General features: G+C 72.7%; 15 protein-coding genes and 4 tRNA genes. 13 read left to right on the top strand and 6 right to left on the bottom strand.

Translation table 11 applies throughout. The features are described 5' to 3' along the window. Window positions 1-77: 77 nt before the first annotated feature. Window positions 78-1,613, top strand: coding sequence for an alanine/glycine:cation symporter family protein (locus JJJ15_RS02550; protein ID WP_165271656.1), 1,536 nt, complete (start codon window positions 78-80; stop codon window positions 1,611-1,613). A gap of 335 nt (window positions 1,614-1,948) precedes the next feature. Beyond that, window positions 1,949-2,782: a fumarylacetoacetate hydrolase family protein gene (locus JJJ15_RS02545; protein ID WP_200511349.1), complete on the top strand. Its 834-nt coding sequence runs from the start codon at window positions 1,949-1,951 to the stop codon at window positions 2,780-2,782. A gap of 223 nt (window positions 2,783-3,005) precedes the next feature. On the opposite strand, the gene JJJ15_RS02540 is transcribed toward JJJ15_RS02545, so the two are convergent. Beyond that, window positions 3,006-4,223 carry an aminotransferase class I/II-fold pyridoxal phosphate-dependent enzyme gene (locus tag JJJ15_RS02540; RefSeq protein WP_348641486.1) on the bottom strand — a complete coding sequence of 406 codons (1,218 nt, stop codon included), beginning with the start codon at window positions 4,221-4,223 and terminating at the stop codon, window positions 3,006-3,008. Between the two features lie 26 nt (window positions 4,224-4,249). Continuing rightward, window positions 4,250-4,948: a hypothetical protein gene (locus JJJ15_RS13360; protein ID WP_200511348.1), complete on the bottom strand. Its 699-nt coding sequence runs from the start codon at window positions 4,946-4,948 to the stop codon at window positions 4,250-4,252. 195 nt (window positions 4,949-5,143) lie between these two features. On the opposite strand from JJJ15_RS13360, the gene gltX reads away from it, so the two are divergent. The 5 genes from gltX (at window position 5,144) to JJJ15_RS02510 (ending at window position 7,433) form a co-directional block, all read left to right on the top strand. Continuing rightward, complete coding sequence (gene gltX / locus JJJ15_RS02530) at window positions 5,144-6,745, top strand: glutamate--tRNA ligase (RefSeq protein ID WP_200511347.1); 1,602 nt, start codon at window positions 5,144-5,146, stop codon at window positions 6,743-6,745. A 262-nt stretch (window positions 6,746-7,007) separates the two neighbouring features. Further along, window positions 7,008-7,079 (top strand) — tRNA-Gln (locus tag JJJ15_RS02525). A 53-nt stretch (window positions 7,080-7,132) separates the two neighbouring features. Next, a tRNA-Glu gene (locus tag JJJ15_RS02520) sits at window positions 7,133-7,205 on the top strand. A 34-nt stretch (window positions 7,206-7,239) separates the two neighbouring features. Next, a tRNA-Glu gene (locus tag JJJ15_RS02515) sits at window positions 7,240-7,312 on the top strand. A 45-nt stretch (window positions 7,313-7,357) separates the two neighbouring features. Continuing rightward, window positions 7,358-7,433 (top strand) — tRNA-Glu (locus JJJ15_RS02510). A gap of 60 nt (window positions 7,434-7,493) precedes the next feature. Here the strand turns inward: JJJ15_RS02510 and JJJ15_RS02505 are convergent. Continuing rightward, window positions 7,494-8,261 (bottom strand): polysaccharide deacetylase family protein, encoded by a 768-nt coding sequence (locus tag JJJ15_RS02505; RefSeq protein WP_200511346.1) that lies wholly within the window; start codon window positions 8,259-8,261, stop codon window positions 7,494-7,496. Window positions 8,262-8,520: 259 nt separating this feature from the next. Here JJJ15_RS02505 and JJJ15_RS02500 point away from each other — a divergent pair, with 259 nt between their 5' ends. The 4 genes from JJJ15_RS02500 (at window position 8,521) to JJJ15_RS02485 (ending at window position 17,814) form a co-directional block, all read left to right on the top strand. Continuing rightward, entirely contained in the window at window positions 8,521-10,155 is a 1,635-nt protein-coding gene (locus JJJ15_RS02500) for a ribonuclease J (protein WP_106110675.1), read from the top strand. A 76-nt stretch (window positions 10,156-10,231) separates the two neighbouring features. Further along, window positions 10,232-13,639: a bifunctional lysylphosphatidylglycerol synthetase/lysine--tRNA ligase LysX gene (gene lysX / locus JJJ15_RS02495; protein ID WP_200511345.1), complete on the top strand. Its 3,408-nt coding sequence runs from the start codon at window positions 10,232-10,234 to the stop codon at window positions 13,637-13,639. 206 nt (window positions 13,640-13,845) lie between these two features. After that, a complete protein-coding gene (locus JJJ15_RS02490; RefSeq protein ID WP_106109339.1) occupies window positions 13,846-14,781 on the top strand; it encodes a PfkB family carbohydrate kinase in 936 nt (311 codons plus the stop codon). Between the two features lie 276 nt (window positions 14,782-15,057). Continuing rightward, entirely contained in the window at window positions 15,058-17,814 is a 2,757-nt protein-coding gene (locus JJJ15_RS02485; protein ID WP_106109338.1) for a DNA translocase FtsK, read from the top strand. 1,461 nt (window positions 17,815-19,275) lie between these two features. Here JJJ15_RS02485 and JJJ15_RS02480 read toward each other — a convergent pair. Beyond that, window positions 19,276-20,586 carry a CapA family protein gene (locus JJJ15_RS02480; RefSeq protein WP_200511344.1) on the bottom strand — a complete coding sequence of 437 codons (1,311 nt, stop codon included), beginning with the start codon at window positions 20,584-20,586 and terminating at the stop codon, window positions 19,276-19,278. Window positions 20,587-21,013: 427 nt separating this feature from the next. Here JJJ15_RS02480 and rbfA point away from each other — a divergent pair, with 427 nt between their 5' ends. Together rbfA and truB are read left to right on the top strand one after the other, a co-directional pair. Continuing rightward, window positions 21,014-21,553 carry a 30S ribosome-binding factor RbfA gene (gene rbfA / locus JJJ15_RS02475; protein WP_200511343.1) on the top strand — a complete coding sequence of 180 codons (540 nt, stop codon included), beginning with the start codon at window positions 21,014-21,016 and terminating at the stop codon, window positions 21,551-21,553. Between the two features lie 20 nt (window positions 21,554-21,573). Continuing rightward, a complete protein-coding gene (truB, locus tag JJJ15_RS02470; RefSeq protein WP_200511342.1) occupies window positions 21,574-22,659 on the top strand; it encodes a tRNA pseudouridine(55) synthase TruB in 1,086 nt (361 codons plus the stop codon). Window positions 22,660-22,793: 134 nt separating this feature from the next. Here truB and JJJ15_RS02465 read toward each other — a convergent pair whose 3' ends face one another. Both JJJ15_RS02465 and JJJ15_RS02460 read right to left on the bottom strand, forming a co-directional pair. Continuing rightward, a complete protein-coding gene (locus JJJ15_RS02465; RefSeq protein WP_200511341.1) occupies window positions 22,794-24,113 on the bottom strand; it encodes an MFS transporter in 1,320 nt (439 codons plus the stop codon). Next, window positions 24,110-24,730: a TetR/AcrR family transcriptional regulator gene (locus tag JJJ15_RS02460; RefSeq protein ID WP_200511340.1), complete on the bottom strand. Its 621-nt coding sequence runs from the start codon at window positions 24,728-24,730 to the stop codon at window positions 24,110-24,112. The genes JJJ15_RS02465 and JJJ15_RS02460 overlap by 4 nt, the downstream gene beginning before the upstream one ends. Window positions 24,731-24,783: the final 53 nt, after the last annotated feature.

The raw sequence follows: 24,783 nt of genomic DNA, 5'->3' as shown, positions 1-24,783 counted from the left end.
TCCTATCGCACCCAGGAGGCCATGTGCACCCCGGATCCCTGACGTCACCCCTCATTGCGCCCGCTGCCAACGACGACCTGCTCACCCGTGCCACCGCCCTGCTGGGCGACGTCGGCGACAGGTTCTACGGCGGGCTGCTGGCCTGGCTGCTCATAGCCGCCGGCGTCTACTTCACCGTACGCACCCGCGGCGTCCAGGTGCGCCACCTGCGTAACATGCTCGTGACCATCCTGGGCTCGCGCGGCGGGTCCCGGGAGGGCATATCGTCCTTCCAGGCCTTCGCCGTGGGCATTGCCTCGCGCGTGGGCACAGGCAACATTATCGGCGTGGCCATTGCCATCACCATGGGCGGGCCCGGGGCCGTGTTCTGGATGTGGGTCGTGGCGCTGCTGGGCATGGCCACCGGGTTCGTGGAGTCCACCCTGGCCCAGCTCTACAAGGTCCCCGCCGGTGACGGCTCCTTCCGGGGCGGGCCCGCCTACTACATCTCCCGCGGCCTGGGCTCCCGGACCTGGGCCGGGATCTTCGCCGTCGTCATCACCTTCGTCTTCGGCTTCGCCTACGAGGCCACCCAGGCCAACGCCATCTCCTCCATCCTCTACGACACCTACAAGATGCCCAAGTGGGTCACCGCCGTGGGCCTGCTGGTCCTGACCGCCCCCATTATCTTCAAGGGCATCCGCCGGGTGGCGCGCATAGCCGAGTGGGTGGCCCCGCTCATGGCGCTGGCGTACGCGCTGCTGGCCCTGGCCGTGCTGGCCGTGCAGGTCGAGCGCATCCCCGAGGCCCTGGCGCAGATCTTCCAGGGCGCCTTCGGTCTCAAGTCCGCCTTCTACGGTATTGGCGGCGGCCTCTACGCAGCCGTGCTCAACGGCGTCAAGCGGGGGCTGTTCTCCAACGAGGCCGGTGAGGGGTCGGTGCCCAACGTCGCCGCCACCGCCACCACCTCCCACCCGGTCAACCAGGGCTTTATCCAGTCCATGGGCGTGTTCGTGGACACGATCATCGTGTGCACCGCCACCGCCCTCATTGTGCTGCTCTCCGGGGTCTACGACCCGGTGCGGGCCCTGTCCAGCCCCGAGGCCGCCGCGGCCGCCAAGGCCGCCGCCTCGTCACTGACCTCCGACTCGGTGGCCAGCGTCCTGGGCCCGTGGGCCTCCACCCTCATGGTGCTGATCGTCTTCGTCTTCGCCTACTCCTCGCTGCTGGGCAACTTCACCTACGCCGAGATCAACGTGGACTTCCTGCGCGGCAGCAACAAGGACCACACCTGGCTGCGCTTTATGATCCTGGTGGCCACGGCCGTGGGCTCCATGGCCTCGCTGAACTTCGTGTGGAACCTCTCCGACATTGCCATGGGCCTCATGGCGATCATCAATATCGTGGCCATCACCCTGCTGGGTAAGTGGGCCCTGGGGGCACTGCGCGACTGGGAGGCCCAGAACCGGGCCGTGCGCGCCGGCCTGCAGGACGAGATCGTGTTCGTGTCCACCGCCAACCCCTGCATGCCCGGTGAGCTCCCCGGGGACGTGTGGAGCCTCGACGGCGCCGCCCACGCCGGGGCCCCGGCAGTCCGCGAGGTGGTCGCCGAGGGCGCCGAGGTCGTCAGGTAGCCCTCCGGCCGCCCCGACCGGCCCTGTCCACGACTGCTGGCGCCAGTGGCAGGGTGTGCCAGTGATCCTGATCCCGGGGCGCGCCAGTGATCCCACGGACGCGCCGGTGGGGCCGCGGCGGCGTGGCGTGGGTCCGGAGCTGTGGGAGGCGCCGGTGGCGGGGCACCGGTGGGTCCGCGAGCGCCAGCGGGTCCGCGAGCGCCAGCGGGTCCGCGAGCGCCAGCGGGTCCGCGGGTGCCGGTACCCCGTGGCGTGGTCCCGCCTCACCGCGAGAGGCGCGCGTCGCACCGTGTCAGGACCCGGGGACGGAGCCTGACGGGGCTAGGGTGACGGCCATGAAGATCGCACGTTTCACCACGGGGGACGAGCCCCGCTACGGCATCGTCCAGGGCCTGCCCGCGGACGAGGCGGCCCCCACCGGGGAGTCGGAGGGCTACCTCCTGGTGCTCAAGGGTGACCCCCTCTTCTCCGTGCCCAAGGCCACCGGCGAGGTCGTGCCGCTGAAGGAGGCCCGGCTCCTGTCCCCGGTCATCCCCCGCTCCAAGGTGGTGGGCGTGGGCGAGAACTACGCCGCCCACGCCAGGGGGACGGGTGCGACGGCGTCGGGCCGGGACGAGCCCCCCACCCTCTTCCTCAAGCCCAACACCTCGGTCATCGGCCCCGACGTCCCGATCGTCCTGCCTCCCTGGAGCGATGAGGTCTACTACGAGGCCGAGCTCGCCGTCGTCGTACGGACCCTGGCCAAGGACGTCCCCGCCGAGCGGGCGGCCTCCGTCGTCCTGGGCTACACGGTGGCCAACGACGTCTCCGCCCGTGACCGCCAGCCCGGTGAGATCCAGTGGGTGCGGGCCAAGGCCTTCGACACCGCCTGCCCCCTGGGCCCCTGGATCGAGATCCCCGAGCGGGGGGCGGCCGGCGCCTTCGACCCCGCTGACGCCGTGGTGCGCACCCGCCTGGACGGGACGCTGGTCCAGCAGGGGAGCACCAGCGACATGGTCCGGGGCGTGCCCGAGCTCATTGCCTACATCTCCAGCGTCTTCACCCTCCTGCCCGGGGACGTCATCCTGACCGGCACCCCCGCGGGCGCGGGGCAGATCCGCCCCGGGCAGCGGGTGGAGGTCTGCGTGGAGGGGGTCGGCGCCTTCTCCAACCCCGTGGTGCGGCGCTAGGGCGGCCCGGGCCCTCGCGGGCGCTACTCCCAGTGGCCCAGGGCCGGGTCCGCCACCTGCCGGAGGCGTAGAAGGCGGCCCCGGACCGGGTCGAGGTCGATGGTGCCGCCCGCGCTGAGGCGGTCCCGGACCCTCGCGGGCCCTGGTCCAGTGGTCCTGGGTGGGCTGAGGTCCGTGGCCCTGGTGGCCACTCTGCTCCCAGCGGCCCGGGGCCGGGGCCAGCTCAGCCCAGGTCCGCCACCGCCTGGGCGATACGGGCGGTGGCCTGCGCGGCCACGCCCCGGCCCATGGCCAGGTTGAGGCGGCAGAAGCGCTCGTACCCCGCCCCGAAGGCGGCGCCGTCGTTCATGGCCACGCCCGCGCCCAGGAGGTAGCGTGCCGGCGATCCGGCCGCCTCCAGGGCGGCGCCCTCCAGCCCCGAGCAGTCCAGCCAGGCCAGGTAGGAGCCGCTGGGCACCGTCAGCTCCAGGCCCGGCACCTGCTCCAGGTCGTGCGCCACCTGCCCGGCGGTGCCCCACAGGTAGGCGCGCACGGCCTGAAGCCAGCCCAGCCCCCGGCGCAGGGCGGCGACGGCGGCCTGGACGCCCAGGAGGGTCGCCTCGTGGGAGAGCCACCGGCTGGGTCCGTCGGCGTCCCAGGCCGCCCGGCCCGGCCCGGTGGCAATGAGCTGGGCGCAGCGCAGGCCGGGGACGTTGAAGGCCTTGGAGACCGAGGTGGCCGTGAAGGTCAGGGCCGGGTCCGCCCCGGGACGGCAGGCGTAGGGGGTGTGGGTGGCACCCGGGTCGATCACCAGCATGGCGTGGATCTCGTCGGCGAAGACCGGCACCCCGTAGCGGGCCGAGAGCGCGGCGACGGCGTCGAGCTCGGAAAGGGACAGGACGCGGCCCACCGGGTTCCACGGGTTGCACAGGACCAGCAGGCCCCCGCCGCTGGCCATGGCGGCCTCAATACCCTCCAGGTCCAGCTCCCAGGTGGGGTGCCCGCAGGCGTCACGGCCCCGTAGCGCACGCACCTGGAGGCAGTCGCGGCCCACGACCCCGGGGATGGACAGGAAGGGCATGTAGGCGGGCGTGGGCACGATGACGGGCGAGCCCGGCCGGGTGTGCCGGGTAATGAGCGTCATGAGGACCGACAGCACGTCAGGGGCTAGGGAGACGTCCGGCTCGGCCACCTCCCAGCCGAAGGCCTGCTGCTGGTAGCGGGCCACCTCCTGGCGGGCGGCCCGGGCCAGGTGGTCGGGGGTGTAGCCCAGGGAGCCGTCCCGGACGGCGCGCTGGAGGACCTCGGTGACGGCGGGGGCGGTCCCCAGGTCCATCTCCGCCACCCACGCCCCGATCGCCTCGGGGTAGCGCACCCACTTCAGGCTGCCGCGTGCGCGCATGACCTCCGGGGTCAGGGCGTCCCAGGAGGCGGTCAGGGCGTGGGTGTCGGAGGCGGTCACCCCCGCAGTCTAGGCACCGCGGGGCCTCAGCCGTCCATGTCCGCCGGACCGGGGTCGTTCAGGGCGGTGCCCTTCATGAGCGTCTCCAGCTCCGTGGCGGAGTAGGCGCCGGCGGGGCAGGCGTACATGACCCGCATGAGCACCGGCACGTGCGTGGTGGTGAAGACCCGCAGGTACATGGTGCCCCGGTAGTCCTGCTGGTCGGCGCCGGTGTAGGTCCACTCCAGGTGCCTGGTCTCAATGGCGTTGCCCGCCCCGTCCTTAACGGCGGTGAGGTCGTCCTGCGCGGGGCTGAAGGAGACGTTGGTGACCTGGGAGCCCTCGTAGGAGTGGGTGGTCTTCTCAGCCTGGAGGTCGGTCTCCTCGCGGTCGGTACGGCCGCTGGTCTGGTAGGTGTCCTGGGAGGTGGTGAACAGGCACCCGACGGCGTTGCCCAGCTGGTTCTTGCCGTCCTGGTCCATGGTCCTGACGCTCCACCCGGGCACGTCCGTGGGGACGCTCCAGTACGGGGCGCCGTCGACCTCCCCCGGGGACCGGGTGCCGGCGGCCGGGCTGGAGGAGGCCGGCGCGGGGGCAGGGGAGGGGGAGGCGGCCGAGGGCTCCTGGCTGCCGCAGGCGGTCAGGGTGGGCAGCGCCAGCGCCAGGCTGAGGCCGGCGGCCAGGGCGAGCCTGCGGGCGGGTCGGGACGGGCGGGGACCGGGGGACGGGCGTGGGGTCGGGGACATGGCTACCTCCGGGGTCGGACTGGCAGGTGGTCGAGGTCGGCGTCACGCAGGGGCGGGGACGCCCGGTGGAGGACGGAGCAGGCGGGGGAGCGGTCGAGATCTGGACCACAGCCAGGCCTACGGTAGGCCATGGTAAGCGCTGCCACGTCGGCTGGCAATGGTGCAGGCGGTCCCTGGCGCTACGCTGGGCCCATCATGCCTGACACTCCTGACAACACCGCCGTCTCCCGCCCCGACGCCCCGGCCCGCACGCCCCTCCCGGCACCCGGGTCCTCGCCCGTGCGCGTGCGCTTCTGCCCCTCACCAACCGGCACCCCCCACGTGGGCATGGTGCGTACCTGCCTGTTCAACTGGGCCTGGGCCCGCCACACCAGGGGCACCTTCGTCTTCCGCATCGAGGACACCGACGCCGCCCGCGACTCCGAGGAGTCCTTTAAGGCCATTATCGACTCCCTGACCTGGCTGGGCCTGGACTGGGACGAGGGCGTGGGCGTCGGCGGCCCCCACGAGCCCTACCGCCAGTCCCAGCGCATGGACCTCTACCGGCAGGTCGCCGCCGAGCTGCTCCAGGCCGGGTACCTGTACGAGTCCTTCTCCACCCCCGAGGAGGTCGAGGCCCGTCACCGGGCCCGGGGCGAGGACCCCAAGCTCGGCTACGACGGCTACGACCGGGACCTGACCGAGGCCCAGAAGGCCGCCTACCGGGCCGAGGGCCGCCGCCCCGTCCTGCGCATGCGCATGCCGGACGAGGACATCACCTTCACCGACCTGGTGCGCGGCCCCATCACCTTCAGGGCCGGCTCGGTCCCCGACTACGTCGTCGTGCGCGCAGGCGGGGACCCCCTCTACACGCTGGTCAACCCCGTGGACGACGCCGCCATGGGGATCACCCACGTGCTGCGCGGGGAGGACCTGCTGTCCTCCACGCCGCGCCAGATCGCCCTGTACCGGGCGCTGACGCAGATCGGCCGCGCCAGCGCGGTGCCGCGGTTCGGCCACCTGCCCTACGTCATGGGGGAGGGCAACAGGAAGCTGTCCAAGCGCGACCCGCAGTCCAACCTGCTCATCCACCGCCACCGCGGCATGCTCCCCGAGGGGCTGATCAACTACCTGGCCCTGCTGGGCTGGTCCCTGTCCAGGGACCAGGACGTCTTCAGCCCCGCGGACATGGTCGAGGCCTTTGAGGTGACCGACGTCAACCCCAACCCGGCCCGCTTCGACCCCGTCAAGTGCGAGGCCATTAACGCCGAGCACATCCGGCTCCTTGAGCCGCAGGACTTCCGCGACCGCCTGGTGCCCTACCTCGCCGACGTCTACCCCGACCCGGCTGACCCGCACTGGGTGCCCCGCCCCCTGGTGAGCGCCACCACCTTCGGGGCCCTGACCGCCCGGGAGCAGGAGATCCTCACCGCCGCCGCCCCCCTGGTCCAGACCCGCGTCCAGCTCCTGGGCCAGGGGCGCGACATGCTCGGCTTCCTGCTCGTGCCCGACGACGCCCTCCAGCTCGAGGAGAAGGCCGTGGCCAGGCTCAGGGACTCCGCCCCGGCGGTCCTGGACGCCGCGCTCAGCGCCCTGGAGCCCCTGGGGGACCGGGAGTGGACGACGGCGCGGCTGGAGGAGGTCCTGCGCGCCGCCATTGTGGAGGGCCTGGGCATAAAGCCGCGCCTGGCCTTCGGGCCCCTGCGCGTGGCCGTCACCGGCCGCCAGGTCTCCCCGCCGCTGTTCGAGTCCATGGAGATCCTGGGGGCCGTCAGCTCCCTGGCCCGCCTGCGCTCCCTGCGCGCCCGCCTGGGCTGAGCCTGCACGGTGAGGTGGTGGCGGGCGCGCTGGGTCAGGAGTGCGTGTCCGCCCGGGCTGAGCCTGCGCCGGTCCCTGACTACCGGGTCCTGACTGCCGGGCTTTGACCACGGGGTCCTGACCGCTGGCGGCGCCCGGCGGCGCGGGCGGGCGCGGCACGACTGTGGCTGTACTCACGCACCAGGGATTTGTCAGGGGCGCGGGTGCCTGCGTAGAGTACTTCCCGCTGCTCCGGACGGTCCTCGTTCCGGGACACAGCCCATGGGGTATGGTGTAATTGGCAACACTGGTGATTCTGGTTCATCCATTCTAGGTTCGAGTCCTGGTACCCCAGCGAGGAGGGAACTCCTTAATCAGGGACTTCCCTCCGCAGGAGGAAAGCTCCGCGCCCCCATCGTCTAGCGGCCCAGGACACCGCCCTCTCACGGCGGCAGCGCCGGTTCAAATCCGGCTGGGGGTACTGGCCAGGCGGGTCGTACCCGCTGAGCCCGTGGGCCCCCATCGTCTAGCGGCCCAGGACACCGCCCTCTCACGGCGGCAGCGCCGGTTCAAATCCGGCTGGGGGTACGGAGCCGGGACGTCCCGGACCTTATAAGGATCCGCAGGATCTACGCCCCCATCGTCTAGCGGCCCAGGACACCGCCCTCTCACGGCGGCAGCGCCGGTTCAAATCCGGCTGGGGGTACCACGTACCTCACGCGCAGCACCCTGCCGCGCCCACCAGGCCAGCCCGCCAGCCACCGGGTGCCTAGGACGACGCGGCCGCGTCCAGCCTCAGCAGCTCCGAGACCGTCGCCAGGGCCAGCCCCTGGTCCTTGACGGCCGCCGCGGCGGCCACCACCGCCCGCACGAGCGCCTCGGTGGGCTGGCTGCGCGCGTCGTGGCTGAGGATGATCCCACCCGCCCCCACGCTGCCCACCAGGCCCTGGGCGGTGGCCACGTCCGGGGTGTGGTGGCCCCACAGGACCACGTCCAGCCCCCGACTCGCCGCCACCATGAGCGCCGGGGCGTCCACGCGCCCGTAGGGGGGCCGCCACAGACGGGGCGCGGGGGCGCCCGCGGAGGTGATGGCCGACATCGTGCGGTCGATCTCGTCACCGAGCTGGTCGTACTCCTTGGAGTACACGTCCTGGTGGTCCCAGCCGTGGACGGCCACCTCGTGCCCCGCGCCCGCCTCACGAGCCACCAGGTCCGGGTGGGCGGAGGCGCTGGTGCCCAGCAGGAAGAAGGTCGCCGGGATCCCGGCCTCGCCCAGCAGGTCCAGCACCAGGGGCGTGAACTCCCCGGGGCCGTCGTCAAAGGTCAGGGCTACCGCGCCCGAGCCCGGTGAGGCCTGGAACACGGTGCGCGCCCCCAGGTACCCCGGTGCCACCGGGCGCGGGGCCACACGGTCCGTGGGGGAGCGGCGCTGCGCCAGCACCCGGCCTCCCACCACCCCGGCCGCCCCGCCCGCAGCCGCACCGGCCGCCCCGACGGCGCTGGTGCGAAGGACCTGACGGCGGCTGAAAGACCTCATGGGCCTCTAGGGTAGCCCCCGGCAGACTGCCGTCGGCCCCCGCCTGGGCGGACGCCGCGTCAGTGGCCACACCACCCACACCCCCGGACCGCGTCGGCCCCCGCCTGGGCGGACGCCGCTCGCCCACGGCCCGCACGCCCGGGTCGCCGTCCCGGTCCCGGTAGGCAGCTGGCGGCCCGCGCTCCCCGGCCCCGCTAGACTCAGCCCCGTGACGACGTTCGAGACGCTCAAGCCCCCCAGCCCCCTTGCCGACGGCGCCATGCGCGTCACCCCCCTGGGTGGCCTGGGCGAGGTCGGCCGCAATATGACCGTCTTCGAGGTGGACGGCAAGCTCCTCATCGTGGACTGCGGCGTCCTGTTCCCCGAGGAGAACCAGCCCGGCGTCGACCTCATCCTGCCCGACTTCGAGCCCATCCGGGACCGGCTCGACGACGTCGTGGCCCTGGTGCTGACCCACGGGCACGAGGACCACATCGGCGGCGTGCCCTACCTGCTGCGCCTGCGCCCCGACATCCCCCTGGTGGGCAGCGAGCTGACCCTGGCCTTCGTGGACGCCAAGCTCAAGGAGCACCGTATCCGCCCCGTGCTGCGCCAGGTCGTGGAGTACGAGCGGGTGGTCTACGGCCCCTTCGACGTCGAGTTCGTGGCCGTCAACCACTCCATCCCCGACGCCATGGCCGCCATGATCCGCACCCGTGCCGGAAACGTCCTGGTCACCGGCGACTTCAAGATGGACTCCCTGCCCATTGACGGGCGCATTACCGACCTGCGCTCCTTCGCCCGGTTCGGGCAGGAGGGGGTGGACCTGTTCTGCGTGGACTCCACCAACGCCGAGGTCCCCGGCATGATCGGCCACGAGGGGCAGATCGGCCCGGTGCTGGACAACGTCTTCGCCGAGTCCGGCGGCCAGATCGTGGTGGCCTCCTTCTCCAGCCACGTCCACCGGGTCCAGCAGGTCCTCGACGCCGCCGCCCTCCACGGGCGCCGGGTGGCCCTCATTGGGCGCTCCATGGTGCGCAATATGGGCATCGCCGCCGAGCGCGGCTACCTCAAGGTGCCCGACGGCGTCCTCATCGACGCCCGCGAGGTCACCTCCCTGCCCCCCGACGAGCGGGTCCTCATGGTCACCGGGAGCCAGGGGGAGCCCATGGCGGCCCTGAGCCGCATGGCCCACGGCGAGCACCGCAGCGTGACCGTGGAGCCGGGGGACACCGTCGTCTTCGCCTCCTCCCTCATCCCCGGCAACGAGAACTCCGTCTACCGGGTCATCAACCAGCTCATGCGCCTGGGGGCGCGGGTGGTCCACCAGGGCAACGCCAAGGTCCACGTCTCCGGCCACGCCTCGAGCGAGGAGCTCCTGCACGTCTACAACATCGTCCAGCCCGCCAACGTCATGCCCGTCCACGGGGAGATCCGCCACCTGGTGGCCAACGGCGCCCTGGCCGTCAAGACCGGCATCGCCCCCGAGCGGGTCATGCTGTGCGAGGACGGGGTCACCGTGGACCTGGCCGCCCACACCGCCCGCATCTCCGGGCAGGTCAGCGTGGGCTACGTCTACGTGGACGGCTCCAGCGTGGGGGAGATCGACGAGACCGAGCTCAAGGACCGCCGTATCCTGGCCGAGGAGGGCTTCGTCTCCGTCTACGCCGTGGTGGAGACCAAGACCGGCACCATCCTGGCCGGCCCCCACATCCAGGCCCGGGGCATGGCCGAGGACGACTCCGTGTTCGACGAGGTCCTCCCCGACGTCACCAACGCCCTGGCGCAGGCCCTCAAGGGGGGCAAGGCCGACTCCCACTCCCTGGCCCAGGTCATGCGCCGTACCCTGGGGCGCTGGGTGGGACGGCGCCTGAGGCGCCGTCCCATGATTGTGCCCGTGGTCATCGAGGCCTGAGCCCACCGGTCCAGGGCGCGCTTCTCCTCCCTGCGAATGATGCGCCCAGCCCCTGACCAGGGAAGAATGCCCTGTCGTGAGTACGACCCCGACACCTGCACCCAGCTCACCCACGCGCCCGGCCCGACGGCGTATGGGGCCCCTGACCCGTACCTGGGTGGACGTGGTCCCCAACGTCATGGCCAAGGTCCTCCAGCTGGACGCCTTCCTGTGCCTCATCGGCTGGGCGGGGCTGCGGCGGTGGGAGGGCTACGACGCCCTGCTCGAGCCCTTCGGGTGGCTGGGGGTGCCCGTCGGCGCCTCCCTGTTCATCACCGTCTTCCTCTACGTGTGGGCGGCCACGGCGCTGCGGCGCAAGTACATGGCCTGGTGGCTGGCGGTCATACTCCAGGTCGTCAATATCGTGGGCCTGGCCGTCCCGTCCTACATACTCCTGCGTGACCACGAGTTCAGGCCCGCGGACTGGAACGAGCTGGGGATTATGCTCCCCGGCTCCGTCCTGGTCCTCATCGTCCTCCTGCTGTCCCGCTCCGCCTTCCCGGGGCGCCTGGTGCCCGGCGCCTGGATACAGGCCCTGGCGGTCCTCGTGGTGGGCTTCGCCTCGGTCACGGTGGTGGGCCTGGGGCTGCTGGCCCCCATACGTCGCCTGCACCTGGACTTCGACGAGCGCGTGTGGTGGGTGCTCTCCAGGATCATGGGCACCGACCTGGCCAAGGCCTTCGGCCACGTCCCCTTCAACGGCCCCAGGTGGGCCTCCTTCCTGCTGTCCTTCCTGGCCGCCTGCGTGGCCCTGGCGGCGGTGGGGGTCTTCCTGCGCTCGGCCCGGCGGCCCCCCGTGCCCGGCTCGGACCTGCGGGTGCGGGCCCTGCTGCTGGAGGACGGCGGGGACTCCCTGGGCTACTTCGCCACCCGCGCCGACCGCCTGACCTCCTTCTCCCCCGACGGCAGGGCGGCGGTCTCCTTCGGGGTCACCATGGGGGTGGCCCTGGCGGCGGGCGACCCGCTGGGGCGCCGCTCCTCCTGGGAGGGGGCCATCCTGGCCTGGCTGGAGGAGTGCCGCGACTACGGCTGGATCCCGGCGGTCATCTCAGCGGGGGAGGAGGGGGCCCGGGCCTACAAGGAGGCGGGCCTGAGCGCCCGGCGCATGGGTGACGAGGCCATTGTCAAGGCCGCCGACTTCGACCTGCGCGCCCACCCCGCCGTGGCCAAGGCGGTCCGCCGGGTGCGCTCCTCGGGCGCCACCGTGGAGGTCCGCCGCCTGGGTGACATTATCCACGAGGAGCGCGAGCAGCTGCGCCGCGCCGCCGACGACTGGCGCAGCGGGGAGGAGCGCGGCTTCTCCATGGCCCTGGACCGCACCCTGGCCGACGTCGACGAGCGCGAGGTGGTGGTCACGGTCAAGGACGTGGACGGCAACCCCGAGGCGCTCCTGGGGTTCAGCCCCTGGGGCATGCGCGGCGCCTCCCTGGACGTCATGCGCCGCAGCCCCACGGCCACCAACGGGGTCAACGAGGCCATGGTCACCGCTCTGCTCACCGAGGGCCCGGGCATGGGCATTGACGTCGTCTCCCTGAACTTCGCCATGTTCCGCTCCATCTTCGTGGACGGGCTCGCGGTGGACGCCTCCCTGACCGCCCGCGCCCTGGCCAAGGTCATGCGCCTGGCCTCCCGCTTCTGGCAGCTCGAGCAGCTCTACGAGTCCAACGCCAAGTACGGTCCCACCTGGAGCCCCCGGTACATGTGCTTTATGGACGCCACCCAGTTCGTCCAGGTCGCCCTGGCCGCCGGGGTCCTGGAGGGGTTCGTCCCGGTACCCCGCTGGTGGTCCCTGCGCAACACCCCCGTCAGCACCGACCTGACGGAGGAGGACTACGTGCGCGCCGTGGCCGAGCAGGTCGCCGAGCACGTCAGGGCCCTCATGCCCGCCCGGCGCCTGCCCTACGAGGAGCGCCAGCGCCGCGCGGCCCTGGAGGACCTGACCCGGCGCGGCGTGGACGCCTACCCGGTGGGGGTCGCCCCCGGCCTCCACCCCGCCCAGGCCCGCGCCCAGGTGTCCGCCTGGGCGCAGCAGGTCGGCACCCCGGCCGCCCACGCCGGGGACGGCCCCCGCCTGCGGGTGGAGGGGCGCGTGGGCCTGGAGCGCGACCACGGCGGCGTGGTCTTCGTCGACCTGGTCCGTGGCGACGACAGCCTCCAGCTCCTCCTGGACGCCTCCGTGGTGGACCTGCCCACCTGGCGCAGGGACATGGGCCGCGGCGACATCCTGGTGGCCGAGGGCACCGCGGTCCTGACCCGTACCGGGGAGCCGAGCCTGGCCGTGACCAGCTGGACCATCCTGTCCAAGGCCCTGTGCGGGCTGCCCCGCCCCCGGCCCGACGGCCAGGGCCACCGCCGCAGCCCGGTGCCGGCGTCGGCCTCCCGCACCGCCCAGCTCCTGGGCGACCCCGAGGCCCTGGCCCTGCTGAGCCAGCGCTCCGCCGTGGTGGCCTCCCTGCGCGCCACCCTGGGGCAGGCCGGCTACACGGAGGTGGAGACCCCCATCCTCCAGGCCGTCCACGGCGGGGCCAACGCCCGCCCCTTCGTCACCCACCTCAACGCCTACGACGCCGAGGTGTTCCTGCGCATCGCCCCCGAGCTCTACCTCAAGCGCCTGGCGGTGGCGGGCATGGAGGCGGTCTTCGAGGTCGGCCGCAACTTCCGCAACGAGGGCGTGGACTCCACCCACAACCCCGAGTTCACCTCCCTGGAGGCCTACGTGGCCCACGGGGACTACCACACCATGCGCCGCCTGGCCCAGGAGCTCATCCAGCAGGCCGCCACCGCCGTCCACGGCGCCCCCATCGCACTGCGCCCGGCCGGCAGCCCCGGCACGCAGGGGGCCCAGGTCGTCACCCGCCGCCACGGGGTGGACTACGTGGGGGTGGACATCTCCGGGGACTGGCCGGTGGTGAGCGTCCACGAGGCGGTCTCGGCGGCCCTGGGCCAGCCGGTCGGCGTGGACACCCCGGTCCCCGAGCTGGCCCGGATCGTGTCCGACCTGGACCTGGACGCCCCCGCGGGCGCCGGTGCCGGGGACCTGGTCGGTGTCCTGTACGACGAGCTGGTCGAGGCCCGCACCCTGGTGCCCACCTTCTACACCGACTTCCCGGTGGAGACCTCGCCCCTGACCCGCCACCACCGCCGGGACCCGCGCCTGGCCGAGCGCTGGGACCTGGTGGCCTGGGGCGCCGAGCTGGGCACCGCCTACTCCGAGCTCACCGACCCCCTGGAGCAGCGCGAGCGCTTTACCGCCCAGTCCCTGCGCGCCGCCGCCGGCGACCCCGAGGCCATGAGCCTGGACGAGGACTTCCTGCGCTCCCTGGAGCTCGGGCTGGTGCCCACCGGCGGCCTGGGCCTGGGGGTGGACCGTGTGGCCATGCTCATTACCGGGGCCGCCTCCATCCGCGAGGTCATTGCCTTCCCCTACGCCCGGCCGGTGTCCTGACCCCGCGGGCCCCGGTCCCGGGCGGCGGGGACGGCGGCCCGAGGATTGTGACGCCGCGTCAGCATTAGGGCGCGAAGGTACCCGGCAGGTAGCATGGACGACGTGACCACGGCCAGGCCGCCCGGGGGCGACGTCGCGGACCGGTGCCGCTACTGCGCCGGGACGCGACGGCGTCCGCCACTAGCAACAAGGACGGTGCGCTCACCATGACGCCTCGACGCCCCGCGTGCTTTATCTCGACCGGTTCCGTCCTCATCGACCTCCCGCTGCGGCTCAGCCACATCCCCGCCCCCGGGGGGGCCGTGACCGCGGTCTCCTCCGGCCCGGCCGTGGGGGGCGGGTACACGGTGGTCTCGGCCGTGGCCCGCCAGGGCCTGCCCGCCGCGCTCGCGGCCACCATCGGCACCGGGCCCAACTCCAGCCAGGTGCGTGAGTGGATGGTCCTGGACGGCGTCGAGCTCCTGGTGGAGGAGCTGGTGGGGGACATCGGCAGCTGCACCACCCTCATTGAGCCCTCCGGGAGACGCACCTTCATTACCACCGAGGGGGTCGAGGCCGAGCCCCAGGCCGAGGACCTGGAGCGGCTCGGCCTGCTGGCCGGGGACTGGGTCTACGCCACCGGCTACGACATCGCCCACCCCTCCAGCCGCCCGGTGCTGGTGCCCTGGCTCCTGGAGCTGCCCTCCGGCGTGAGCCTGGTGCTGGACCTGGGGCCCGTCCAGCCCGAGATCCCCGACGACATCCTCCTGCCCCTGCTGCGTCGCACCAGCCTCCTGACCGGTAACCACCTGGAGATGACCCAGCTCATTGGGCGCCTGGGCAGTCCCATGGCGGTGCGGGCCGCCTGCCCCCAGGCCCTCATTGTGCGGCGCACCGGGGTGCACGGCTGCGACCTGTGGCCCGCGGGCGGGGACGAGCACATTGAGGTCCCCGGGTTCGCGCGTGAGGTGGTGGACACCACCGGGGCGGGTGACACCCACACCGGGGTGCTCGTCTCCGGCCTCATGGACGGCCTGGACGTGGTCGCCGCGGCCCGGCGCGCCAACGTCGCCGCCGCCCTGGCCGCGGCCCGCTCCGGACCGGCCCGCTCCCCCAGGCGCAAGGACATTGACGCCGTCCTGAGCGCTGAGCCCCCGCGGTGAGCCCCGGGCCCGGGTCGGCCTAATGACCGCACTGCGGGGCCCGGGTGCGCGGTGCCGAGCCTCCTCGCGGCGGTGCGGGCCCCCAGACGCCGTCGCGGCGCCCGGGTGCGCGGTGCCGAGCACCTGCCCGGGGCGGCCTAATGACCGGGCCCGGTTCTGGGTAGGGCCCGGGTCGGGCCAGGGCCCGGCCCAGGGCGTCCACCAGGATCTCATTGAGGTAACGTGGCGGCGTGGCTGGGGCGGTTTGCCGGGGCGGGCGGATAACGTCAGGGCATCATGGTCAGTTCTCGCTCCTCCGCGTCTTCCCCCCGTGGTACCGGCGCCCGCGGGCCTCGTGGCACCACCTCGCGCGCCCCCCGAAAGGCGGGCCCCTCCCAGCGGCCCCCTGCCCCCGAGCCCACTGCCTCGACGGGGTACCGGCGCACCGGCGGGGCCTTCCTGCTCATCGCCCTGGGGATCGTCATGGGCCTGCGCGAGTGGTTCGGGATCTCCGGCCTGGCCGGGGGTCTGCTGCACCACATCGCCGCCGGACCGGTGGGGATCCTGGGGCTGGTGATCCCGCTGCTGCTCATCGCCCTGGGCGTGGCCATGCTGCGCGCGCGCCAGCTCGGTGCCGTCCACGCCCGTATCTCCGTAGGCTGCCTGGGTCTGCTCACCGGGGTCACCGGCATGATCCAGGTCGGCGTGGGCAACCCCTCGATCAGCCAGGGGGTAGGCGTCCTGGAGAGGGCCGGCGGGCTCCTGGGGTGGGTGGTGGGCTACCCCCTGGCCACCCTGTTCAACTCCGTGGGCGCCATGATCCTGTTCGTCCTGCTCATTGCCTTCTCCGCGCTGGTGGTCTCCGGCAAGACCATCCCCGACCTGCTGGAGGTCGCCGCCGCCAGGCGCGCCGAGGCCGACGACTCCGGCGAGCCCGCCGAGGGCCTGGCCGCCCGTGCCCTGGGGCGCCTGCGCTCGGGCCTGTCGGGCCGCTCCGGCCAGGACCAGGACGACCAGGCCACCCGCCTGCTGGACTCCTACGACGGTGACGAGGCCTTCCGCTCCGCCCTGGAGACGGACTCCGAGCAGCCCCGCCGACGCGGCAACGGCCTGCGCAGGCGGGTCGAGCCCGGGACGCCCCTGGAGGCCACCGCCGTCCTGGGCAGGACCCCCAGCGACGCCGTCACCTCGGTCATGCCGACCGCGCGGTCCACCAGCCCCGCCGACGCCCCGGGGCGGGTCCCGTCCGCCTCCGCCGCGGCGCCCGTGCGCCCCAGGCAGCCCGCCGGGCGTGGTCGTCCCACCCCCGACGACGCCGTCGAGCAGGCCGTGCGCGCGGCCGCCGCGGCCCAGGCGCCCACCGAGGCGACCGCCGTCGTGGCCGAGGACGGCGCGGACCTGGGCCAGGAGCTCGACGCCGCCATGCACCCCATGTCCCTGCCTGACGGCTCCACCTACCGGCTGCCCGCCCAGGACCTGCTGGAGCCCGGCCCCGCGCACGCCACGCGCACCGAGGCCAATGACGCCATCGTGGACGCCCTGCAGAACGTCTTCGTGGAGTTCAACGTGGACGCCACCGTCACCGGCTACACGCGCGGGCCCCAGGTCACCCGCTACGAGGTTCACCGGGGGCGGGGCGTCAACGTCTCACGCATCACCGGCCTGGAGAAGAACATCGCCTACGCGGTGGCCAGTGACGAGATCCGCCTGCTCACACCCATCCCGGGCAAGAGCGCCATCGGCATCGAGATCCCCAACTCCGACCGTGAGATGGTCAAGCTCGGCGACGTCCTGCGCTCCCAGGCCGCCCGCAAGCAGACCCACCCGCTGGTGGTGGGCCTGGGCAAGGACGTCGAGGGCGACTACGTGGTCACCAACCTGGCCAAGACCCCCCACATGCTGGTGGCCGGCCAGACCGGGTCGGGTAAGTCCTCGTTCGTCAACTCCATGATCACCTCCATTATGATGCGCGCCACCCCCGAGGAGGTCCGCATGGTGCTGGTGGACCCCAAGCGCGTGGAGCTGACCGTCTACGAGGGCATCCCCCACCTCATCACCCCCATTATCACCAGCCCCAAGAAGGCCGCCGAGGCCCTGGAGTGGGTGGTGCGGGAGATGGACGCGCGCTACGACGACCTGGCCTCCTTCGGGTACAAGCACATTGACGACTTCAACAAGGCGGTACGTGCCGGAGACGTCCAGCCCCTGCCCGGCAGCCAGCGGGTCATCACCCCCTACCCCTACCTGCTGGTGGTGGTCGACGAGCTCGCCGACCTCATGATGACCGCCCCCAAGGACGTGGAGGCCTCCATCCAGCGCATTACCCAGCTGGCGCGGGCAGCCGGCATCCACCTGGTCCTGGCCACCCAGCGGCCCGTGGCCCAGGTGGTCACCGGGCTGATCAAGTCCAACGTGCCCTCCCGCCTGGCCTTCGCCACCGCCTCCCAGCTGGACTCCCGGGTCATCCTGGACCAGAACGGGGCCGAGACCCTCACCGGCCAGGGCGACGCCCTCTACCTGGGGCCGGGCGCCTCCGCCCCGGTGCGGGTCCAGGGCTCCTGGGTCACCGAGTCCGAGATCCGCTCGGTGGTGGAGCAGGTCAAGTCCCAGCTGACTCCCGAGTACCGCGAGGACGTCGTCGTCCCGGAGGCCAGGAAGCAGATCGACGAGGAGATCGGCGACGACATGGACCTGCTGCTGCAGGCCGCCGAGCTGATTATCACCAGCCAGTTCGGCTCCACCTCCATGCTCCAGCGCAAGCTGCGGGTGGGGTTCGCCAAGGCCGGGCGCCTCATGGACCTCCTGGAGTCCCGTGAGGTGGTGGGGCCCTCGGAGGGCTCCAAGGCCCGTGACGTGCTGGTGTCCCCCGAGCAGCTGGAGGAGACCCTGGCCTGGATCAAGGGGGAGGGGACGGTGCCGGGTCCGGACGCCTCCGGGACCGCGGGCGGGACCGGGACGCCTGGCGGGGACGAGAGCGGTCTGGGCGCGGGCGCGGGCGGTCCGGGCGCGGAGGGGGACGGCGCCCACCTGTCTGACACGGGCGAGAAGCAGTAGGGGCGCCCGGGTGCGGAGGGGACGGCGCCGGGCCGGGTCCGGCGTCCGCCCTTCCGTGAGAACGGTACTTATTGCTCGCGAGAACGGTACTTGTTCGTCGCGAGAACGGTACTTGTTTGCCGTGAGAACGGGCGGTGCTCGCTGTTGGGACCGTGTCCGTGGGCGATGCGTCCTGGTTGCGCTTTCCTGGGCGGCTGGGTTGGGGGTCCCCGGCCTGGTATCTGGTGTGTGTCTCGTTGTGGACGTTGTGGCGGTTGAGTTGAGGGGGGGTCTTCGGCTGGGTGTGGGTTGGCGTGTCTGCGTCACCTTCCCGGAGACCTTCGTGACCCACGCTGACGTGCTGCTGGCCCCTGGGGGACGACGCCGCCTGGCAGGCAGCCTGCGTCGTGGACGGGGGCTGGCCGCTGTGGTGGGGCCACGCGCTCTCAGGTGAACGCGCTCTTGGTCGGGTGGACGCCGTTCTAGCTGGCGTTCACTGGCACGGAAGCGCGTTCATACCCGTGAGATGGCGTCTACCTGCCCCAGAGCGCGTTCACCTCCACTCGGTCCGACGCACGGGCACGCCCCCTGGGTTGCCCTGGGGCCGTCCGCCGGGGCGCCTCAACCCAGCCCGACGCGCGGGCGCACCGGCAGAGCAGGCGGGGCCCGGCTGTGGTGGGCCAAGGCCGTCGCATGCGGGTGGCATAGGTGCTGGCATCGAGCCTGACGTGAGTGTGGTGCGCAACCAGCGTGGTGGCCGCGGATGGCGGGCACGGTCGGGGACGGTGGCAGTGGTGGGGCCCGGCTGTGGTGGGGCCACGCGCTCTCAGGTGAACGCGCTCTGGGCTGGGTGAATGTGTCTTGAGGCAGATGAACGTGCTTTTGTGTAGGTGAACGCGCTCTGAGGCGGATGAACGCCGTTCTAACTAGCGTTTACCAGGACGGAAGCGCGTTCATACCCGTGAGATGGCGTCTACCTGACCCAGAGCGCGTTCACCTCAACCCAGCCCGACGCGCGGGCACGCCCCCTGGGTTGCCCTGGGGCCGTCCGCCAGGGCGCCTCAGCCCAGCCCGACGCGCGGGCGCACCGGCAGAGCAGGCGGGGCCCGGCGTCTCCCGGGACGAGCCCGCCCACCGCCACCAGCTGCGGCCGTCTGTGGGCGCTGGCACCGGGCAGCCGGGCCCACGCGGTCTCCGGCACCGCGCGGACAGCACACCCAGAAGACGAGCACACCAAGAGGTCACCCGGTACCCGGCGCACCCACCCCGACCCGCACCCACCAACCAGCCCAGACAGGACCACTGCAAGCACCCCCCGTTCTCACGAGCAATAAGTACCGTTCTCACGACGAACAAGTACCGTTCTCACGAGCAATAAGTACCGTTCTCACGACGAATAAGTACCGTTCTCGCGGACACAGAGAGGCGAGCGGGACAAGGCGAGACAGGACGGGGGCGGGACAAGGCTGGAAACAGGGCGGGCTAGGAGCGCGGTACCACCGTCGGTTCGGACCCCGTGGGTGCCGGTACCGTGTCGGAGTAGGTCTGCGGGTTCATGATCTCCGTCACGGTTTGCCAGCGGTAGGCGATCTCCTCGGCGGACAGCGTCGTACCGGCGGGGACCTCACCGCGCGCCAGGGCGGCCAGGTCCAGGACGCGGTGCCCGCCGTCGAGGTCAACGGTAAAGGGGTGCCAGTGGAGTGCGTCCACGCTCACCTGCCCCTGGGCGGTCACCGTGACGTCAACCCACACGAAGACCCCGATACAGGCCATGACCGTGCCCTGCGCCTCGGACTGGTTGGACAGGTAGTTGCCCGCCGAGTACGACACCCACATACCGCGCCCGCCAGGGCCCCCGGGCAGGAGCTCGTTGGTCTGCGGCACGTGCGGGTGGGCGCTGAAGAGCACGTCGATCTCGCCGGTGGCCGCGATCGCGTTGGCGTAGTCGGTCTGGGACTGGACCGGGTCGCGGGTGTACTCCTCACCGATCTGGGAGTGCAGGACGACGACGTCGGCGCCAGCGTCCCGGGCCGCCCGGGCCTGGGCGGCCGCCCACTCCACACTGTTGATCTGCACCGCCCAGCCGGTCTCGTCCACCAGGCCGTTGAGGCTGTAGGTGGAGGACAGCTGGGCGACGGTCACCGTGCGCCCCTCGCGCTCCAGCCGGTAGAGCTGGTAGGGGGTGGCCGCCTCGACCTGCGAGCGGTTAGTCCCGGCGAACCCCATGCCGTTGGCCACCAGCGTGTCCGCGGTGGCCACCACCCCGGCCAGGCCCTGGTCGTAGGCGTGGTTGGACGCCGTCGCGCAGCCGTCCCAGCCGCTGCCCTTAAGGGCCTGGACCACCGGCGGCAGGGTTCCGAACATGGGGTAGCCGCTGGCCACCCCGTCAGGGGCGATAGGGACCTCCATACCGCACAGGGCCAGGTCCACCCCGGCGACCCAGGGCTGCTCACCGGCGATCATGCCGCTAATGTCCCCCTGCCCGCCGGGGGTGTCGTCCATGACCGGCATGTGGGGCAGGACGTCACCGGCGTAGCCGATGGTCAGGTGGACGTCGGGCGAGGGAGCCTGGCTGGGAGAGGGGTCGGAGGCCGGTTCGGCGGGGGCTGAGGGGGATGTGGCAGCGAGGACTCCGGCGGGGGGTGGGGAGGACGCAGCGGGCGGTTCGGCCTGCTGTGCCCCGCTCCCGTAGACGGTCAGGGTCAGCGCGAGAAGCGTCGCGGCCAGGAGCAGTACCGTACGACGTCGGCCTGCGGCCAGGACACGGCCAGGGCGGTGGTACGGGGAGCGCATAGGTGAAGCATAGGTCACATGTGATGCGTAGCTGGTACTCGTGGCATGGTACTGCTTCCGGCCCGGGCCGGTCCCGGCGGGTGGCCCCGTGCGCGGTGGGAGTGGTCCACCGACGTTTTGGTGGCCTAGCGGGCACGCGGGATGGCTCTTGCGCACGGCGGGAGCGGTAGCGGTCAGGCGGCGTCTGAGGGAGCGGGGGCTGGTGGCCCCGTGCACGGTGGGAGCGGTCGTGGGCGGGGTGCACGTGGTCGAGGTCGAGCACGTGGCCCCCGTGCGCGGTGGGAGCAGGCTACTGATCGGGGTCGGGGCGGCGTCTATCCAACGTAGCCGTGCGCGACGGGAGCGGTCTGCCCGGACACGCCCCGCACCGTGATCTGACACAATCAGGAGCCGCTGGCGCCTGCCAGCCCGCAGAGAGGAGCCCACCATGGCCGACGCCGCCCGCGCCCGCAAGGTTGCTGACCGTATCCACGAGACGGTCGCCCGCCTGCTCCAGGGACGTGTCAAGGATCCCCGCCTCGGCATGGTCACCGTGACCGACGTGAGGGTCACCGGTGACCTCCAGCAGGCCACCGTGTTCTACACCGTCTACGGCACCGACCGCGAGCGCTCCGCGAGTGCCGCCGCCCTGAGGTCGGCCACCGGGCTCATTCGCTCCGAGGTCGGCAAGGTGCTGGGTATCCGCCTGACTCCCACCATTACCTTCCAGCTCGACGCCCTGCCCACCACGGCCAAGACCCTTGAGGACGCCCTGGCCCAGGCCCGGGCCAGGGACGAGGAGATCGCCCGCAACGCCCAGGGTGCCACCTATGCCGGCGACGCCGACCCCTACCGGCACGATGACGAGGACGCTGATCAGACCGGGGACACCCCCGGGCGTCCGGGTGACGGTGTCGTGTCCCGGGGGCTGGCAGGGGGCACCCAGGACGCCGGTGCCCAGGATCCCGAGTACCCCGGGGAGCTGTGAGCCCCGCCCAGGTCGGGCCCGTGTCAGCTGAGTCCGGTCCGGCTGGAACCGGTCCCGCCGCGGCCGTCACCCACCGCCGTCCGCGGGTGCCTCGGGGGGCCGTGACCGCCGGGGACGGTCTCCTGGTGGTGGACAAGCCGGCGGGGGTGACCAGCCACGACGTGGTGGCCGCCGTCCGCCGCCTGGCCGCCACCCGCAGGGTCGGGCACGCCGGGACCCTGGATCCCATGGCCACCGGCGTGCTGGTGCTGGGGGTGGGGCGTGCCACCAGGTTCCTGACCTACCTGGTGGGGGCTGACAAGACCTACGAGGCCACCGTGCGCCTGGGCCAGGAGACCCTGACCGAGGACGCCCAGGGGGAGGTCACCGCCTCCCGTGGCTGCGCGGACCCGCGTACCCGGCCCAGGGGGCAGGCCGACCTCGACTCCCGCCTGGCGGCCGCGCTGGCGGACCTGACCGGTGAGATCATGCAGGTCCCCAGCGCCGTGTCCGCCGTCAAGGTCAACGGCGTGCGCTCCTACGCCCGGGTGCGGGGCGGGCAGGACGTGATCCTGGAGGCGCGCCCGGTGACCGTCTACGAGCTGGGCCTGTGCTCCCACCCGCGTCCTGCCCGGGCGGAGGACGGGACCGCCGTGGTGGACGTCGACCTGCTGGTCACCTGCTCCTCGGGGACCTACGTGCGGGCCCTGGCCCGGGACCTGGGGGCGGCCCTGGGCTGCGGGGGGCACCTGACGGCGCTGCGCCGCACCCGGGTCGGCCCCTTTGAGGCCGGTCAGGCCGCCGACCTGGGGGCACTGGGCGCCCAGGTGGAGGCCGACGCCGCCTCCGCCGCCCCGCGCGGCCTGCGGCTGCTGGGGCTTGGTGAGGCGGCGCGCCGCTGCTTTGCGGCCGTGGCCCTCACCGGGGACCAGGCCCGTGCCCTTAGTCACGGCCAGCGCCTGGACGCGCAGGTCCTCCAGGGGGCGCAGTCCCCGCCGCACCCCGTGGTCCCGCGGGCCGGGGGCGGGGCAGTGACCGCCGGCTTCGCCCCTGACGGCACCCTGGTGGCGCTGCTGGCCCCCCAGGGGCGGTGGGCCCGCCCGGTACTGGTCCTGGCCCCCGCGTGACCGACCCCGACCCCCGCTGCCAGCGGGGTACGGGCCGGGGTTCGACGCCGGCTCCTCAGACCGTACCGCCCCCGCTGCCAGCGGGGCATGGGCCGGGGACTGGTTCCGACCCGGCGTCGCCCGGCGTCCGGGGCTCACACCGAGTGGTGCTGGAGGGCGGCTGAGACGGCAGGCGCCTCCAAGGGCTCCTGCGCCTCGACGGCGGCCCCGCCCAGGATCTGGCGTCGGGCGTGGGTGAGGACCGCCAGCCCGGTGGTGAGCACGCCGGCCAGGACCACCAGCAGGGCGGCGCCACGGCCCGTCCCGGTGCCCATGAGCGTCCCCAGGCTGGGGGCCAGGGCGCCGCCGGGCTCCATGAGGGGGGCCAGGAGGCGGTCGGCCAGGGGACCGGCGGCAAGGTAGGCCAGCAGGTAGCCCAGCTGGGTGACCAGGCTGATCGTGCCCCAGGCCCGGGCCTGGTGGTCCTTGTCGATGCTCAGGCGAACCAGGGTCTCGGCCCCGGCGTTGCACAGGCCCAGGAAGGTGAACACGGCGAACCCGGTCAGGGCCACCCACCAGGGCCACACGTGCAGCCCCAGGAGCACCATGGACACGCCCGTACCGGCTGCCCCCAGGCTCAGCAGGGTGGTGGGGCGCAGCCGTCCCAGGGCGGTGACCAGGCCGGCGCCGGCCAGGATCCCGACGGCGGCCACGGTCTCCAGGCGTCCCATGGCGGCCGTGCCGACGTGGGGCAGCATGATGGGCTTGAGCAGCACCTGCAGCATGCCGATGGTCAGGGTCATAACGGTCATGAGGCCCACCAGGGAGCGCAGGCCGGGGCGGACCGACAGCGCCCGCCAGCCGCCCAGGAGGTGGTGGGACAGCCCGGCACCCTCCCACTGGCCGGTGCGGCGTCGTCCGACGGAGCGCATGACGGCCCCCGAGCAGGCCGCCGTCACCAGGCAGGTGGAGGCGTCCAGGACCAGCAGTCCCCGCAGGCCCACGACGGGCAGCAGGAGGCCCGCCAGCAGCGGGGACAGCAGGTAGCGGGCGGAGGAGGCGGCCTGGAGCATCCCGGCGCTGCGCACGTAGTCCTCCTCGCCCACCAGGTCGCTCACCGAGGCGCGCAGGGCGGGCTCGGTCAGGGCCGCGAAGCAGGAGGAGGCCGTCACGCCCGCCAGGACGTAGGCGAGCCGGGGCGTCGGCGAGCCCAGGGCCACCATGACCACGCCCAGGCCGATCACAGAGCAGCCGTCCCCCAGGAGCATCATGAGCCGGCGGTCGAAGCGGTCGGCCAGGGCGCCGGCGAGCGGGGCCAGCAGGACGATCGGGGCGAAGGCGCACAGCTGGACCAGGGCCACCGCCGAGGCCGTGCCGTAGGTGTTGTAGGCGAAGACGCCCAGGCCGAAGGCGGTCAGGCCGCTGCCCACGGAGTTGACCAGCGCACCTACCAGCAGCAGGGAGAGGTACCTCATGACAGACCCCCCAGGGCGGGTGCGAGCGTGCCGGGGCGGCAGCCCAGCAGGGTCTCGGCGGCGTAGGCGACCCCGGCGGCGCGGCGGGCCAGCTCGTCCTGCTCGCCGGTGAAGACGCCGTCGTCCAGGAGCATCCCGGCGCTCACGAGGAGGATCTCGACGACCTCGCGCGGGTGGTCGGTGTCAAAGACCCCCTCGGTCACGCCCTGCTCGACGATGCCGGTCAGGGCCGGGGTCAGGGCGCGGACCATCTCCACGATGGACAGGATGTGGAACTCGGCGTTGCCGCTGGCGTGGAGTTCCTGGGCCAGCTCCAGCTCGGGCTCCGCCACGCGGCCGGCGGCCAGGACGGCCAGCAGCCTGGGCACGGCAGGCCCCGGCTCCTGGGCGGCGGCCCGGGCCTGCTGGGCGGCCCGGGTGGTGGTGCGGGAGATGAGGGAGCGCAGGATCTCCTCCTTGGAGGAGAAGTGGTAGTACAGGGTCCCCTTGGCAATGCCCACCTCCTTGAGGATGTCCTCTACCGACGTCGCCTGGACCCCTTTGGTAATGAAGAGGTTCTGGGCGACGTCGAGGATCTCGTCCCGTCGTTGGGCTGCTGGTTTGGACGTGCGTGTCATGGTCTCTCGCGTGGGTCTCGTCTGGGTGGGGGCCGGTGGAACAATTACCGACC

The organism is Actinomyces sp. HMT897, assembly GCF_016626125.1.
In the GTDB taxonomy this organism is placed as follows: Bacteria; Actinomycetota; Actinomycetes; order Actinomycetales; family Actinomycetaceae; genus Actinomyces.
This window is presented reverse-complemented; position numbering and strand designations above follow the sequence as displayed.

What these genes read in the sequence shown, in the direction of transcription:
- JJJ15_RS02545 (WP_200511349.1), top strand. Translation starts at nt 1,949, where the DNA reads ATGAAGATCGCACGTTTCACCACGGGGGACGAGCCCCGCTACGGCATC.
- JJJ15_RS13360 (WP_200511348.1), bottom strand. Translation starts at nt 4,948, where the DNA reads ATGTCCCCGACCCCACGCCCGTCCCCCGGTCCCCGCCCGTCCCGACCC.
- gltX (WP_200511347.1), top strand. Translation starts at nt 5,144, where the DNA reads ATGCCTGACACTCCTGACAACACCGCCGTCTCCCGCCCCGACGCCCCG.
- JJJ15_RS02505 (WP_200511346.1), bottom strand. Translation starts at nt 8,261, where the DNA reads ATGAGGTCTTTCAGCCGCCGTCAGGTCCTTCGCACCAGCGCCGTCGGG.
- JJJ15_RS02500 (WP_106110675.1), top strand. Translation starts at nt 8,521, where the DNA reads ATGCGCGTCACCCCCCTGGGTGGCCTGGGCGAGGTCGGCCGCAATATG.
- JJJ15_RS02490 (WP_106109339.1), top strand. Translation starts at nt 13,846, where the DNA reads ATGACGCCTCGACGCCCCGCGTGCTTTATCTCGACCGGTTCCGTCCTC.
- JJJ15_RS02485 (WP_106109338.1), top strand. Translation starts at nt 15,058, where the DNA reads ATGGTCAGTTCTCGCTCCTCCGCGTCTTCCCCCCGTGGTACCGGCGCC.
- JJJ15_RS02480 (WP_200511344.1), bottom strand. Translation starts at nt 20,586, where the DNA reads ATGCGCTCCCCGTACCACCGCCCTGGCCGTGTCCTGGCCGCAGGCCGA.
- rbfA (WP_200511343.1), top strand. Translation starts at nt 21,014, where the DNA reads ATGGCCGACGCCGCCCGCGCCCGCAAGGTTGCTGACCGTATCCACGAG.
- JJJ15_RS02465 (WP_200511341.1), bottom strand. Translation starts at nt 24,113, where the DNA reads ATGAGGTACCTCTCCCTGCTGCTGGTAGGTGCGCTGGTCAACTCCGTG.
- JJJ15_RS02460 (WP_200511340.1), bottom strand. Translation starts at nt 24,730, where the DNA reads ATGACACGCACGTCCAAACCAGCAGCCCAACGACGGGACGAGATCCTC.